We start from the raw sequence: 12,716 nt of genomic DNA, 5'->3' as shown, positions 1-12,716 counted from the left end.
TCCTGCCCCTAGAACGGGATGTCGTCGTCGCTGGTGCCGCCGCCGGAGCCGACCACCGCGAAGGGGTCGGCGGAGCCGGTGATCGACCGGAGCGTCTGCGACGGCGCCCGGCCGGCCTCGGAGACCCGGGTGGCCCAGGCCGGGAACGGGAACTCCAGGCAGAGCGGCACCGGGATGTCGGGCTGGTTGACGAACATCGTGCCGGGCTTGGCCAGCAGCGCGCGCTGGCGCTGGGCGGGCGGCAGGAAGCCGTATTCCGGGCGGGACGCCTCGGCCGGGTCGAGCCGGCCCACCACCCGGATCGCCGAGTTGGTGACGATCCGGCGCTCCACCTCGCTCGCCGTCTGCTGGGCGCCGACCAGGATCACCCCGAGCGAACGGCCCCGCTCGGCGATGTCGAGCAGCACCTCCTTGATGGGGGAGGAGCCCTCGCGGGGGGCGTACTTGTTGAGCTCGTCGAGCACGACGAAGAGCAGCGGCTTGGCGGTGCCGGACTTCTCCTTGCGCTCGAACTCGCTCTTGAGCGTCACGCCGACCACGAACCGCTGCGCGCGGTCGGGCAGGTTGTGCAGGTCGACCACGGTGACCTGGGCGCTCTCGGCGGTGTTGATGCTGTGCGGGCGGCGGGTGGCCAGGTCGCCCCGGATCAGCCGGGACAGGTCCTTCTTGCTGCCGATCAGCCGGCGGGCGAACGCGTTGACCGTGCCCAGCCCGACCGCGCTGCCGGCCCAGTCGGAACGGGTCTCGTCGTCGTTGAGCTGCTCGACGACGTGGTCGACCAGGTCGGCGTAGGACCCCAGCCGCACCCCGTCGATGCTCACCCCGCCGTCGGCGGGCTGGGCGTGCCGGGCCAGGTGGGCGGCGACCGAGTGCACGACCATCGTGTATTGCTGGCGCTCGTCGTCGGCGTCGGCGAAGACGTAGGGCAGCAGGCGGTCGGCGCAGAACTCGGCGAGCGTCCAGTAGAAGCTGTCCACCCCGGTGAGGCGGCTGCTCACGTCGGGCGTGCCGGAGGAGTCGCCCACCCGGGGCGGGGCGTAGACCCGCACGTCGGGGAACGCCCCGGCGCTCAGGCCCAGCTTCGCGTAGGCGGCGCGGGTGGCGTCGTCGAGCCGGGTGTTGGGGTGGTCGAGGAAGAGCAGGTCCTCGCCCTTGACGTTGAAGATGAGCGCCTTGGCGTTGACGGCGTCGCCGCCGAGCACCCCGGAGCGGAAGACCGAGTAGAGCAGGAAGGTGGCGAAGCTCGTCTTCGTGGCGACGCCGGAGATGCCGGAGATCGACACGTGGGCGCCCCGGCTGCCGTCGAGGAAGTCGGCGTTGAGGTAGACCGGCACCCCGTCGCGGCCCATCCCCATCGGGATCCGCCGCTCCATCCGGTCGAAGTGCAGCGCCCGGGCCCGGGCGTCGCCCTCGGCGCGGTGCACCACGGCGCCGGGCGACGGCGGCACGTAGAGCTCCGGGTCGACCCGGGTGGTGGTGATCTCGGCGGCCTCCTGCACCTGGGCGGGCAGCGTGCCGTCGGCGATGGCGAAGACGTCGGAGTCGAACTGGGCGCCCTCGTGCCGGGCGCGCACCTGGGTGACCACACCCGCGATGGTCACCGGCTCGCGGTCGGGCAGCTCCCGCCGGGTCACCACGACGTCGTCGAGCTGCAGGTAGCTGCCGGGGGAGACCGCCGTCCAGAACTGCAGGGGGGTCGCGTCGGCCGTGCCCAGCACCCGGCCGACCTCCTCGCCCGGGCCGTCGAACCCGTCGTCAGTCATCGGGCAACTCCGGTCGGCTGGTCGTCGCGGTCGGGGCACACGCCTGCATCCTGCCCGAGGAGTACGACAGGTTGCCACGCGACGCGGCGGACGCCACGCACCCGGCCGGCCACCCCGTCGCAGGGTGCCCGACCGACCACGCTCAGTCGCGGGCGTAGCGGAGCATGAGGACGCCGTCGGCGGCGGCGAGCACGTGCCGCAGCGGCAGGTGGCGCACCTCGCTCGGGCCTCCGGCGGTGATCCGCCCCGGGCCCGCCCCGGCCAGCAGCGGGGCGACGGTGAGGCAGACCTCGTCGACCAGGTCGGCGGCGGTGAGCGCGCCGAACAGGCGCGGCCCGCCCTCGCAGAGCACCTGACCCAGGCCGCGGCGGCGCAGCTCGGCCAGGCCCGCGGCGAGGTCCACCCGGTCGTCGCCGCAGCGCACCACGTCGGCGACGTCGGCCAGGCCGGGCGGCGCCGTGGCGTCACCCCGCGTGAGCACCACGGGCCGCGTCGGCGCGTCGGCGAACGCGGCCTGCGCCGGGTCGAGGTCGAGGGAGCCGGAGACGACGACCAGCGTCGGGTACTCGGGCAGGCCGCGCTCGCGGCGCCACGCCCGGCGTCGCTCGTCGAGGCGGACCGCGCGGTAGCCCTCCTGCCGCAGCGTGCCGGCGGCCACGACCAGCGCGTCGCAGAGCATCCGCAGCAGGCCGAAGACGCGCTTGTCCGGCTCGCCGGAGAGCCCGGCGGAGTAGCCGTCGACGGAGACCGCGCCGTCGACGCTGGTCACGAAGTTCACCCGCAGGTGGGGGCGGTCGGCGCGGCCGTAGCGCGCGGCGAGCGCGGCGTCGTCCAGCGGCCGCGCCGACGGCTCCGGCCAGAGGGCCGAGATCGGGATTCCGACGCTCATTCGCCGGCCGGACCGGTGACCGGAGGGGTGGGTCGGGGGGTACGGTGCTGGCAGTCGCACCAGTTCCGGCCCGGACACTCGTCGTGCCGCCTGGCCCGGCACGCTCGGCAGATCATGCCCGCAGCCTATGCCGAGGAAGGATGGGACAGCATGCCGCGTCAGATCTTCCGGCTGAAGATTTCCCTGGCCGGGGTCCGGCCGCCGGTCTGGCGGCGGGTGCTCGTCCCGGGCGGCTACACCCTGGACCGGCTGCACCGGGTGGTGCAGCACGCGATGGGCTGGCGGGACTGCCACCTGCACTCGTTCGACATCGAGGGCCGGCAGTACGGCGAGCCCGACCCCGACGGCGAGCTGGCCCTGCACGACGAGCTGGACGTGCGGCTCGACGCGGTGGTCGGCAAGGGCAGCCGGTTCCACTACACCTACGACTTCGGTGACTGGTGGGAGCACGACCTGGTGGTGGAGGACGCCTTCACCGCCGACCCGGACGAGCGCTACCCGTCCTGTGTGGGCGGGGAGCGGGCGTGCCCGCCCGAGGACGTCGGCGGCCCGGTCGGCTACCAGACCCTGCTGGCCGCGCTGGCGGACCCCGGCCACCCCGAGCACCGGTCGATGCGGGACTGGGTGGGCGAGGGCTTCGACCCGGCCGGCTTCGACGCCGGCCGGGCCGGCACCCTGCTGCGCCGCTTCTGCTGACCCCGGTCGCCTGAACCGTTTCGGCGGCCCCGGGCCGCCCTGTCGTTCCGTACCGGCACCGACCGGCGGCGGCGTCGCCCGGACCGCCCGCTGAACCGTTTCGTCCGGGTGCGCCTCCCGGCGCTGCGCTGGTCAGCGGCGAGGCGGTCGTCCCGGCATCCTCGGAGCGGTTCCGGCGGTAACGATCTGGGAACGCTCCCATAGGCCTATTGACACCCCTCACACCCCCCGGCAATCTCATGGGAGCGCTCCCGGGGACGTGGCACGGCTCACCCGCGCCCGCTCCGGCCGCCGACAGCCGGTTCCGCCCGGCGCCGGTGGCGCGCACGGCACCCCCCACCACACCCGAATCAAGCCTCACCACCGAAAGAGGGGTCAGGATGAGCCTCACCACGCGGCGCACCCGCATGGCGGCCGCCGCCCTGGCCGCGATCACCGCCCTCGGCGGGCTCGCGGCCTGCGGCAACGACGACGACGCGCCGGCGGCCGGCGGGAAGCCCGCCAAGCTGGTCGTCGACACGTTCGGCGAGTTCGGCTACGACGAGATCATCAAGCAGTACGAGAAGGACACCGGCATCAAGGTCGAGCTGCGGAAGGTCGCCCAGCTCAACGAGTACCGGCCGAAGATCGTCCGGGCGTTGGCCACCGGCCGGGGCGCGGCCGACGTGGTCGCCCTCGAAGAGGGCATCCTCAACGAGTTCAAGGCCAACCCGGCCAACTGGGTCGACCTCGCCCCGCTGGTCGCCGACCACAGCAAGGACTACCTGCCCTGGAAGTACGAGCTGGGCAAGGCGCCGGACGGCCGGCTGATCGGCCTGCCCACCGACGTCGGCAGCCTCGCCGTCTGCTACCGGCGCGACCTGTTCCAGGCCGCCAAGCTGCCGGTCGAGCGGGACCAGGTCGCCGCCCTCTGGCCGGACTGGAACGCCTTCATCGAGACCGGCAAGAAGTACCGCGCCGCCACCGGCAAGGGCCTGGTCGACTCGGTCACCACCGCCGCCAGCGCGGTCATGTTCCAGCAGGGCGGCGAGCTGTTCTACGACAAGGACGACAACATCGTCGCCGACAAGAGCGCGGCGGTGAAGACCGCCTGGGACACCGCGGTCGCGATGGCCGACGCCAACATCACCGCCGAGACGGCCACCTGGTCGCCGGAGTGGTCGGCCGGCTTCAAGCAGGGCACCTTCGCGGCGACCTTCTGCCCGTCCTGGATGCTCGGCATCGTCTCGGACAACTCCGGCCCCGAGAACAAGGGCAAGTGGGACGTCGCCCCGGTGCCCGGCGGCGCCGGCAACTGGGGTGGCTCCTGGCTCGGCGTCCCGAACCAGAGCAAGCACCAGAAGGAGGCGGCGAAGCTCGCCGAGTACCTGACCAACGCGCAGAGCCAGGTGGCGGCGTTCAAGCTCAAGGGCCCGCTGCCGACCAACCTGGAGGCGCTGAAGAACCAGGAGTTCCTCGCCTACACCAACGAGTACTTCAACAACGCGCCGACCGGCAAGATCTTCGGTGACAGCGTTGCCAAGATCCAGCCGCTGCACCTCGGCCCGAAGCACCAGGCGGTGAAGGAGAACGCGTTCGAGCCGGCGCTGCGCTCGTACGAACAGGGGCAGGCCACGAAGGAAAAGGCCTGGGAGCAGTTCACCAAGGACGCCAAGACGCAGGGCGCCTTCTGACCCACCCCGTCGCCAGGTGGCGCCCGGGTCGACACCCGGGCGCCACCGGCGCCGTCCCGTTCCGCGTACCACCGCCTGGGCGTCGGAGCGCGCCCGCGCCGACGCCGGGAAAGGACCCCGCATGAGCCTCTCGGCCACGACGGCGCCGCCGTCGCCCGCCGCACCGCCGCCCCGCCCGCCGTCGCGGCGCCGGTCCCACTCGCTGACCCGGCTGGACCTGAAGTACTCGCCGTACCTCTACATCGCGCCGTTCTTCGTGGTCTTCGGCATCTTCGGGCTCTACCCGATGCTGCGGACCGCCTGGATGTCCCTGCACGACTGGAACCTGATCGGAGACCACAGCTTCGTCGGGTTCGACAACTACGTCGCCCTGGTCAAGGACGACTACTTCTGGAACGCCACGCTCAACACGTTCGGCATCTTCCTGCTGTCGACCATTCCGCAGCTGCTGCTCGCCCTCTTCCTCGCGAACCTGCTCAACCGCACCTTCCTGCGCGCGCGCACGTTCTTCCGGTTGGCGATCTTCATGCCGAACGTGGTCTCGGTGGCCGCCGTGGCGATCGTCTTCGGCATGCTCTTCCAGCGCGACTTCGGCGTGATCAACTGGCTGCTGGGCTTCGTCGGGATCGACGCGATCGACTGGGACGCCGAGCGCTGGAGCTCCTGGACCGCCATCGCCTCCATGGTCAACTGGCGGTGGACCGGCTACAACACCCTGATCCTGCTCGCCGGCATGCAGGCCATCCCGCGCGACCTGTACGAGGCGGCGGCGCTCGACGGGGCCAGCCAGTGGAAGCAGTTCTGGCGGATCACCCTGCCGATGCTCACGCCGACCTTCGTCTTCGTGGTGATCCTCTCCACGATCGGCGGGCTCCAGCTCTTCACCGAGCCCCTCGTCTTCGCCAACGGCAACATCATCGGCGGCGACCAGCGCGAGTTCCAGACCCTGGCCATGTACATGTACGAGCTGGGCATCGAGAACCTCAACACGGCCGGCTACGGCGCGGCGGTCGCCTGGGCGATGTTCCTGATGATCGCGCTCGTCTCGGGGATCAACTTCCTGCTCGTCCGCCGTACGGTGAAGTGAGGAACGCCCAGATGAACTCGGCCTCCCGGCGCCTGTGGCGCACCAGCCCGCTGACCTACGTCGCGCTCGTCCTTGCGACGCTCTTCTCGATCTACCCGTTCTACTACATGGTGGTGATCGCCACCCGCAGCCTGGACTCGATCAACGACGTCCCGCCGCCGGTCGCGCCCGCCGGATCGTTCGGCGACAACTTCGGCCGCGTGCTCGACAACGAGGCGGCGAACTTCCTCACCGGCCTGCTCAACTCGGTGATCGTCTCCGGCATCGTGACGGTCTCCGTGGTGATCACCGGATCGCTGGCCGGCTTCGCCTTCGCGAAGCTGCGCTTCCGTGGCCGCAACGCCCTGCTACTGACGATCATCATCACCATGATGATCCCGACGCAGCTCGGCCTCATCCCGCTGTGGGGCATGATCCAGGACCTGAACTGGTTCGACACCCTCTACGCGGTGACCGTGCCGTTCCTGGTCAGCGCGTTCGGCGTGTTCATGATGCGGCAGTACGCCACCCAGGCCGTCTCCGACGAGCTGATCGAGGCGGGTCGGGTGGACGGGGCGAGCACGTTCCGGATCTACTGGAGCATCGTGCTGCCCGCGCTGCGCCCCGCGGCCGCCGTGCTCGGCCTGCTCACCTTCATGGAGACCTGGAACTCGTTCCTGTGGCCGTACGCGGTGCTCACCTCGGAGAACCCGACGTTGCAGGTCTCGCTGGCCTTCCTGTCCTACGCCTACTACACCGACTATTCGCAGGTGTTCGCCGCGACCGCGATCGGCACCCTACCGTTGGTGATCGTGTTCATCCTGTTCGGCCGCCAGATCGTGGGCGGCATCATGGAAGGTGCCGTCAAGTCGTGAGCAACCCCGCCACCCCGCCCGCCGTCGGCGTCCTCGACGACCGTCCGCCGCTGACCTTCCCGCCCGGCTTCCTCTGGGGCGCGGCGACCGCCGCGTACCAGATCGAGGGCGCGGCGGCCGAGGGCGGCCGGACCCCGTCCATCTGGGACACCTTCAGCCACACCCCCGGCCGGGTGGTCGCCGGGCACACCGGCGACGTCGCCTGCGACCACTACCACCGGCTGAGTTCCGACGTCGCGCTGATGGCCGAGCTGGGGCTGAGGTCCTACCGGTTCTCGGTGTCCTGGCCCCGGGTCCAGCCCGGCGGCGCCGGCCCGGCCAACGCCGAGGGGCTCGACTTCTACTCGCGGCTCGTCGACGAGTTGCTGGCGCACGGGATCGAGCCGTGGCTCACCCTCTACCACTGGGACCTGCCGCAGCCGCTGGAGGACGTCGGCGGCTGGCCGGCCCGGGACACCGCCGCGCGGTTCGCCGACTACACCACGCTGGTCGCCGACGCCCTCGGCGACCGGGTGCGCTACTGGACCACGCTGAACGAGCCGTGGTGCTCCGCGTTCCTCGGCTACGGCTCCGGCGTGCACGCGCCGGGCCGCTCCGACGGGGCCGACGCCGTCCGGGCCGGGCACCACCTGATGCTCGGCCACGGCCTCGCCGTGCAGGCGCTGCGCGCGGCCCGGCCCGCCGCCGAGGTCGGGGTGACGGTCAACCTCTACCCGGTCACCCCGGCCAGCGACGCCCCCGCCGACGTCGACGCCGCGCGCCGCATCGACGGGCTGGCCAACCGGTTCTTCCTCGACCCGCTGCTGCGCGGCTCCTACCCGGCGGACCTGATGGCCGACCTGGCCGGCGTCACCGACTTCGGGCACGTGCGCGACGGCGACCTGGCGACCATCGCCACCCCGCTGGACCTGGTCGGCGTCAACTACTACAGCCGCCACGTGGTCGCCGCCGCCGTCGAGGGCGCCGAGCCGGAGCCGTACTGGCGGTCGCCGTCCTGCTGGCCGGGCAGCGAGGACGTCCGGTTCGTCACCCGGGGCGTCCCGGTCACCGACATGAACTGGGAGATCGACGCGCCCGGCCTGGTGGAGACGCTGCGCCGGGTGCACGAGGAATACACGGACCTGCCGCTCTACGTCACCGAGAACGGCTCCGCCTTCGTCGACTCGGTGGTCGACGGGCGGGTCGACGACGCCGACCGGCTGGCCTACTTCGACGCCCACCTGCGCGCCGCGCACGAGGCGATCGAGGCCGGGGTGCCCCTGCGCGGCTACTTCGCCTGGTCGCTGATGGATAATTTCGAGTGGGCCTGGGGCTACACGAAGCGGTTCGGGATGGTCTACGTCGACTACGACAGCCAGGTCCGCATCCCCAAGTCCAGCGCCAGGTGGTACGCCGAGGTGATCCGACGCAACGGTCTGGCCGCACAATAGGCGAGGGCCAGCCATCAACGGGCGGCCCCGGCCCCACCCCGCGCGGGGTGGGGCCGGGGCCGGCCCGCCGTCGGAGGAGCAGACGATGACAACGCAGCGCACCCGGTCGCTCGGGCGCCCGACCCTCGACGCCGTCGCCGCGCGCGCCGGCGTCGGCCGCGGGACGGTCTCCCGCGTGGTCAACGGCTCGCCGCAGGTGAGCCCCGAGGCGCGCGCCGCGGTGCAGCAGGCCATCGCCGAGCTGGGGTACGTGCCGAACCGTGCCGCCCGCGCCCTGGTCACCCAGCGCACCGACTCGATCGCCCTGGTGGTCTCCGAGTCCGGCGACCGGGTCTTCACCGAGCCGTTCTTCGCCGGCATCGTCCGGGGCGTCAGCTCCGGCCTGCTGGAGACGCCCCTGCAGCTCTGGCTGGCGATGGTGCAGTCGCCGATCGAGCGGGAGCGGGTCGAGCACCACCTGACCAACCAGCACGTCGACGGGGTCCTGCTGCTGTCGCTGCACGACTCCGATCCGCTGCCCACCCTGCTGGAGGAGCGCGGCCTGCCCACCGTGCTCGGCGGGCGGCCGGCGCGGATGCTGCAGCCCGGCGCGCAGCCCGCGTACTACGTCGACGTGGACAACGTCGGCGGCGCCCGGCGCGCCGTCGAGCACCTGGCCGGCCGGGGGCGGCGGCGCATCGCGACCATCGCGGGCCCGCAGGACATGGGTGCCGGCCTGGGGCGGTTGACCGGCTACAAGGAGGCCGTCAGGGCCGCCGGGGGCGGGGTCAACCCCGACCTCGTCGCGTACGGGGACTTCAGCGAGGGCAGCGGGGCGGCCGGGATGCGCCGGCTGCTGGAGGTCTGCCCCGACCTGGACGCCGTCTTCGTCGCCTCCGACCTGATGGCGTTCGGCGCGTTGCGCGCGCTGCGCGAGGCGGGCCGGCGGGTGCCGGAGGACGTGGCCGTGGTCGGCTTCGACGACGCGCCGATCGCCCGGCAGTCCGACCCGCCGCTGACCACGGTCTTCCAGCCGGTGGAGGAGATGGGTCGGCAGATGGCCCAACTGCTGGTCTCCCGCATCCGCGGCGACGAGCTCCCGTCCCCCCACATCCTCCTCGACACCCAACTCGTGGAACGCGCCTCCACCTGATCCCGGTTCGCCGCACCCGCCTGACCCGGGCCGCAGCCGCAGCGCGCCGCAGCGGCGGTCTCGTCCGGCTGGACAAGCCGGCCGCCGCCCACCGCGGGCTCCCGCCGCCGGCCACTGCGGGCCCCCCGCTGCTGGCCACTGCGGGCTTCCGCCTCCGGCCACTGCGGGCCCCCCGCCGCTGGCCACTGCGGGCCCCCCGCCTCCGGCCGTGGCCTTGCCCCCGGCTGCCGGCCCTGGGCCACCGCCTTCGCCGGTGACGACCGGCCTCGCGCCGCACCCTCCGCCCGGGGCGATATCCCGCCGGGGTGCCTGTCGAGCTGAGTCGTCCACGACATCACTGGCGACTGGCGAGGTTCTTGTCCGGCGGATGGGGCGGCGGTGTCTCGCGGGTGTGCCTGTCGAGCTGAGTCGTCCACGACATCACCGTCAACGCTCGCCGGCGACTGCTGCGGTCCGGGGACGAGGACGGCGGCTCCGCGAAAAGGTCACCCGTCCTCGGTGAGTCGTTTGTGACATCAGCTCGACAGCGCCGATACGGCAGCATGCCCGCCGCCTGTCGTCCGCCGCCTGTCGTCCGCCGCCTGTCGTCCGCCGCCTGTCGTCCGCCGCCTGTCGTCCGCCGCCTGTCGTCCGCCGCCTGTCGTCCGCCGCCGCCTGTCGTCCGCCGCCTGTCGTCCGCCGCCTGTCGTCCGCCGCCTGCCGTCCGCCGCCTGCCGTTCGTCTGTCGGCCCGTCCGGCCGCCCGGACAGCCAGGAGGGCTGTGGCGTGGGCTCGGTCGGGGCCGGGCGGGCGGGCCGGTCGGCGGGTGGCGGCGCGGGTCCGGTCGGTGTCGTGGTCAGTCCGACCAGCGGCGGAGTTCGCGTTTGGCGAGTGAGGCGCGGTGCACCTCGTCCGGGCCGTCGGCCAGGCGCAGGGTGCGGGCCTGGGCCCAGAGGGCGGCCAGCGGGGTGTCCTGGCTGACGCCGGCGCCGCCGTACGCCTGGACGGCCTTGTCGATCACCCACTCGGCCATCGCCGGCGTGGCGATCTTGATGGCCTGGATCTCGGTGTGCGCGCCCTTGTTGCCCACGGTGTCCATCAGCCAGGCGGTCTTGAGCACCAGCAGGCGGGCCTGCTCGATGCGCACCCGCGACTCGGCGATCCACTCGCGGACCACGCCCTGCTCGGCCAACGGCCGGCCGAACGCCACCCGCTCGGTCACCCGCCGGCAGAGCAGTTCCAGGGCTCGCTCCGCCATGCCGACCAGCCGCATGCAGTGGTGGATCCGCCCCGGGCCGAGCCGGGCCTGCGCGATCGCGAATCCGGCGCCCTCGGCCCCGACCAGGTTCTCCGCCGGCACCCGCACGTCGGTGAAGTCGATCTCGGCGTGGCCGCCGTGCGGGGCGTCGCTGTAGCCGAACACCGTCATGCCGCGGCGGACCGTCACGCCGGGGGTGTTCCGCGGCACCAGGATCATGCTCTGCTGGCGGTGCCGGTCGGCCCCCGGGTCGGTCTTGCCCATCACGACGAAGATCTCGCAGGCCGGGTCCATCGCCCCCGACGACCACCACTTGCGCCCGTTGACCACGTAGTGGTCGCCGTCGCGGACGATCCGGGTGGCGATGTTCGTCGCGTCCGAGGAGGCGACCTCCGGCTCGGTCATGCAGAACGCCGAGCGGATCTCGCCCTCCAGCAGCGGGCGCAGCCAGCGCTCCTGCTGCTCCGGCGAGCCGAACTCGGCGAGCAGCTCCATGTTGCCCGTGTCCGGTGCGGCGCAGTTGACCGCCTCCGGCGCCAGGTGAGGGCTGCGCCCGGTCAGCTCGGCCAGCGGGGCGTACTGGAGGTTGGTCAGCCCGGCGCCGTGGCGCGGGTCGGGCAGGAAGAGGTTCCACAGGCCGCGCTTGCGCGCCTCGGCCTTCAGCTCGGCCATCACGGGCGGCCGGGCCCACGGGTCGCCGGCAGCGGCCACCTGCTCGGCGTGCACCGGCTCGGCGGGGTGGACGTGCTGCTCCAGGAAGTCGGTCAGCTCGGCCCGCAACTGCTCCGTGCGGGCGTCGTACGCGAAGTCCATCACCGCTCCCTGGCGGCGGTCAGCCCGTGCTCGACCAGCGGTGCCACCATGTCGCCGATCCGGTCGAAGCCCTCGCCGAGCGTCTGCCCGAGCGTGTGCCGGTAGTGGATGCCCTCGCAGATCACCGCGAGCTTGAAGCAGCCGAGCGCGACGTGCCAGTGCAGCGGGCCGACGTCGACGTCGCCGCGCCCGGCGTAGCGCTCGATGAGCTCCGAGCCGGTGGGGAAGCCGGCGTTCGGGCCGAGCCCGTCGGCGACCGGGTTGCCGGCGGCCGAGTCGCTGCCGCCGAGCACGTCCCAGTAGGTCAGCAGGAGCCCGAGGTCGGCCAGCGGGTCGCCGAGGGTGGCCATCTCCCAGTCGAGCACGGCCCGGACGGCCACCGGGTCGACGGTGGCGAGGAGATTGTCCAGCCGGTAGTCGCCGTGCACGATCCGGCCGGCGTTGGCGCCCTCCGGCGCGGTGGCGGCGAGCAGGTCGCGCAGCTCCTCGATGCCGGGCAGCGGCCGGCTGCGGGACCGGTCGAGCTGGCCGGACCAGCGACGGACCTGCCGGGCGAGGTAGCCCTCCGGCCGGCCGAAGTCGCCCAGGCCCACCGACGCCGGCTCGACGGCGTGCAGCGCGGCGAGGGTGTCCATCATCGCCATCGCCAGGCCCCGCCGCTGGTCCGCGGTCAGCGGGTCGGTCTGGGCGCGGGTGCGGAACACGTCGCCGCGCACCCGTTCCATCAGGTAGAACGGCGCCCCGATCACCTCGGGGTCCTCGCAGAGCAGCAGCGCCTCCGGCACCGGCACGTCGGTCGGCGCCAGCGCGGAGATCACCCGGTGTTCCCGGGCCATGTCGTGCGCGGTGGCCAGCACGTGCCCGAGCGGCGGGCGGCGCAGCACGACCTCCCGCCCGCCGGCGTCGAGCAGGTAGGTCAGGTTGGACTTGCCGCCGGCGATCAGCCGGGCCCGCAGCGGCCCGCCGGCCAGCTCGGGCCGGTGCCGCGCCAGGTGGCCGGCGAGGCGGTCGAGATCCAACCCGCGGGGGGAGGCGGCGGGGGCGGCGGCGCTCCCCGGCCCGTACGCGTCGACGGCCGGCTCGGTCATCCGATTAGTTGATGGCAGCTCCGCCATGTTGTCAAGGTCGGATTTGACCCCCGG

The 12,716-nt window shown here is 72.9% G+C and carries 10 protein-coding genes; 6 read left to right on the top strand and 4 right to left on the bottom strand.

Translation table 11 applies throughout. The annotated features are described in order from the left end of the window. Positions 1 to 8: 8 nt before the first annotated feature. Positions 9 to 1,763: an ATP-binding protein gene (locus tag GA0070606_RS07785; protein WP_091096352.1), complete on the bottom strand. Its 1,755-nt coding sequence runs from the start codon at positions 1,761 to 1,763 to the stop codon at positions 9 to 11. A gap of 142 nt (positions 1,764 to 1,905) precedes the next feature. After that, positions 1,906 to 2,652: a pyrimidine reductase family protein gene (locus tag GA0070606_RS07780; RefSeq protein ID WP_091096350.1), complete on the bottom strand. Its 747-nt coding sequence runs from the start codon at positions 2,650 to 2,652 to the stop codon at positions 1,906 to 1,908. A 150-nt stretch (positions 2,653 to 2,802) separates the two neighbouring features. Between GA0070606_RS07780 and GA0070606_RS07775 the strand changes: the two genes are divergently transcribed. The 6 genes from GA0070606_RS07775 to GA0070606_RS07750 all read left to right on the top strand — a co-directional run bounded on the left by GA0070606_RS07775 (position 2,803) and on the right by GA0070606_RS07750 (position 9,524). Beyond that, positions 2,803 to 3,348, top strand: a complete 546-nt coding sequence (locus GA0070606_RS07775) for a plasmid pRiA4b ORF-3 family protein (RefSeq protein ID WP_091096348.1) — start codon at positions 2,803 to 2,805, stop codon at positions 3,346 to 3,348. 380 nt (positions 3,349 to 3,728) lie between these two features. Next, positions 3,729 to 5,021: an ABC transporter substrate-binding protein gene (locus GA0070606_RS07770; protein WP_091096346.1), complete on the top strand. Its 1,293-nt coding sequence runs from the start codon at positions 3,729 to 3,731 to the stop codon at positions 5,019 to 5,021. A 121-nt stretch (positions 5,022 to 5,142) separates the two neighbouring features. After that, on the top strand, positions 5,143 to 6,108 hold the full coding sequence (locus GA0070606_RS07765) for a carbohydrate ABC transporter permease (protein WP_091096344.1): 966 nt from the start codon (positions 5,143 to 5,145) through the stop codon (positions 6,106 to 6,108). An 11-nt stretch (positions 6,109 to 6,119) separates the two neighbouring features. Further along, complete coding sequence (locus GA0070606_RS07760) at positions 6,120 to 6,962, top strand: carbohydrate ABC transporter permease (protein WP_091096342.1); 843 nt, start codon at positions 6,120 to 6,122, stop codon at positions 6,960 to 6,962. After that, positions 6,959 to 8,392, top strand: a complete 1,434-nt coding sequence (locus GA0070606_RS07755; RefSeq protein WP_091096340.1) for a GH1 family beta-glucosidase — start codon at positions 6,959 to 6,961, stop codon at positions 8,390 to 8,392. Before GA0070606_RS07760 ends, GA0070606_RS07755 begins: the two co-directional genes overlap by 4 nt. Before the next feature lie 85 nt (positions 8,393 to 8,477). Continuing rightward, positions 8,478 to 9,524: a LacI family DNA-binding transcriptional regulator gene (locus GA0070606_RS07750; RefSeq protein ID WP_091096338.1), complete on the top strand. Its 1,047-nt coding sequence runs from the start codon at positions 8,478 to 8,480 to the stop codon at positions 9,522 to 9,524. Positions 9,525 to 10,359: 835 nt separating this feature from the next. Here GA0070606_RS07750 and GA0070606_RS07745 read toward each other — a convergent pair. Both GA0070606_RS07745 and GA0070606_RS07740 read right to left on the bottom strand, forming a co-directional pair. After that, on the bottom strand, positions 10,360 to 11,574 hold the full coding sequence (locus GA0070606_RS07745) for an acyl-CoA dehydrogenase family protein (RefSeq protein ID WP_091096336.1): 1,215 nt from the start codon (positions 11,572 to 11,574) through the stop codon (positions 10,360 to 10,362). Continuing rightward, the gene (locus GA0070606_RS07740; RefSeq protein ID WP_091096333.1) at positions 11,574 to 12,662 is read right to left on the bottom strand and encodes a phosphotransferase family protein; all 1,089 of its coding nucleotides are present in this window, start codon (positions 12,660 to 12,662) and stop codon (positions 11,574 to 11,576) included. The genes GA0070606_RS07745 and GA0070606_RS07740 overlap by 1 nt, the downstream gene beginning before the upstream one ends. Between the last annotated feature and the right edge of the window lie 54 nt (positions 12,663 to 12,716).

The organism is Micromonospora citrea (assembly GCF_900090315.1).
GTDB classification, from domain to species: domain Bacteria; phylum Actinomycetota; class Actinomycetes; order Mycobacteriales; family Micromonosporaceae; genus Micromonospora; species Micromonospora citrea.
This window is presented reverse-complemented; position numbering and strand designations above follow the sequence as displayed.

Bases quoted from the DNA above. Each gene is read 5' to 3' on its own strand.
- GA0070606_RS07765 (WP_091096344.1), top strand. From the start codon at position 5,143: ATGAGCCTCTCGGCCACGACGGCGCCGCCGTCGCCCGCCGCACCGCCG.
- GA0070606_RS07740 (WP_091096333.1), bottom strand. From the start codon at position 12,662: ATGACCGAGCCGGCCGTCGACGCGTACGGGCCGGGGAGCGCCGCCGCC.
- GA0070606_RS07780 (WP_091096350.1), bottom strand. From the start codon at position 2,652: ATGAGCGTCGGAATCCCGATCTCGGCCCTCTGGCCGGAGCCGTCGGCG.
- GA0070606_RS07785 (WP_091096352.1), bottom strand. From the start codon at position 1,763: ATGACTGACGACGGGTTCGACGGCCCGGGCGAGGAGGTCGGCCGGGTG.
- GA0070606_RS07775 (WP_091096348.1), top strand. From the start codon at position 2,803: ATGCCGCGTCAGATCTTCCGGCTGAAGATTTCCCTGGCCGGGGTCCGG.
- GA0070606_RS07745 (WP_091096336.1), bottom strand. From the start codon at position 11,574: ATGGACTTCGCGTACGACGCCCGCACGGAGCAGTTGCGGGCCGAGCTG.
- GA0070606_RS07760 (WP_091096342.1), top strand. From the start codon at position 6,120: ATGAACTCGGCCTCCCGGCGCCTGTGGCGCACCAGCCCGCTGACCTAC.
- GA0070606_RS07750 (WP_091096338.1), top strand. From the start codon at position 8,478: ATGACAACGCAGCGCACCCGGTCGCTCGGGCGCCCGACCCTCGACGCC.
- GA0070606_RS07770 (WP_091096346.1), top strand. From the start codon at position 3,729: ATGAGCCTCACCACGCGGCGCACCCGCATGGCGGCCGCCGCCCTGGCC.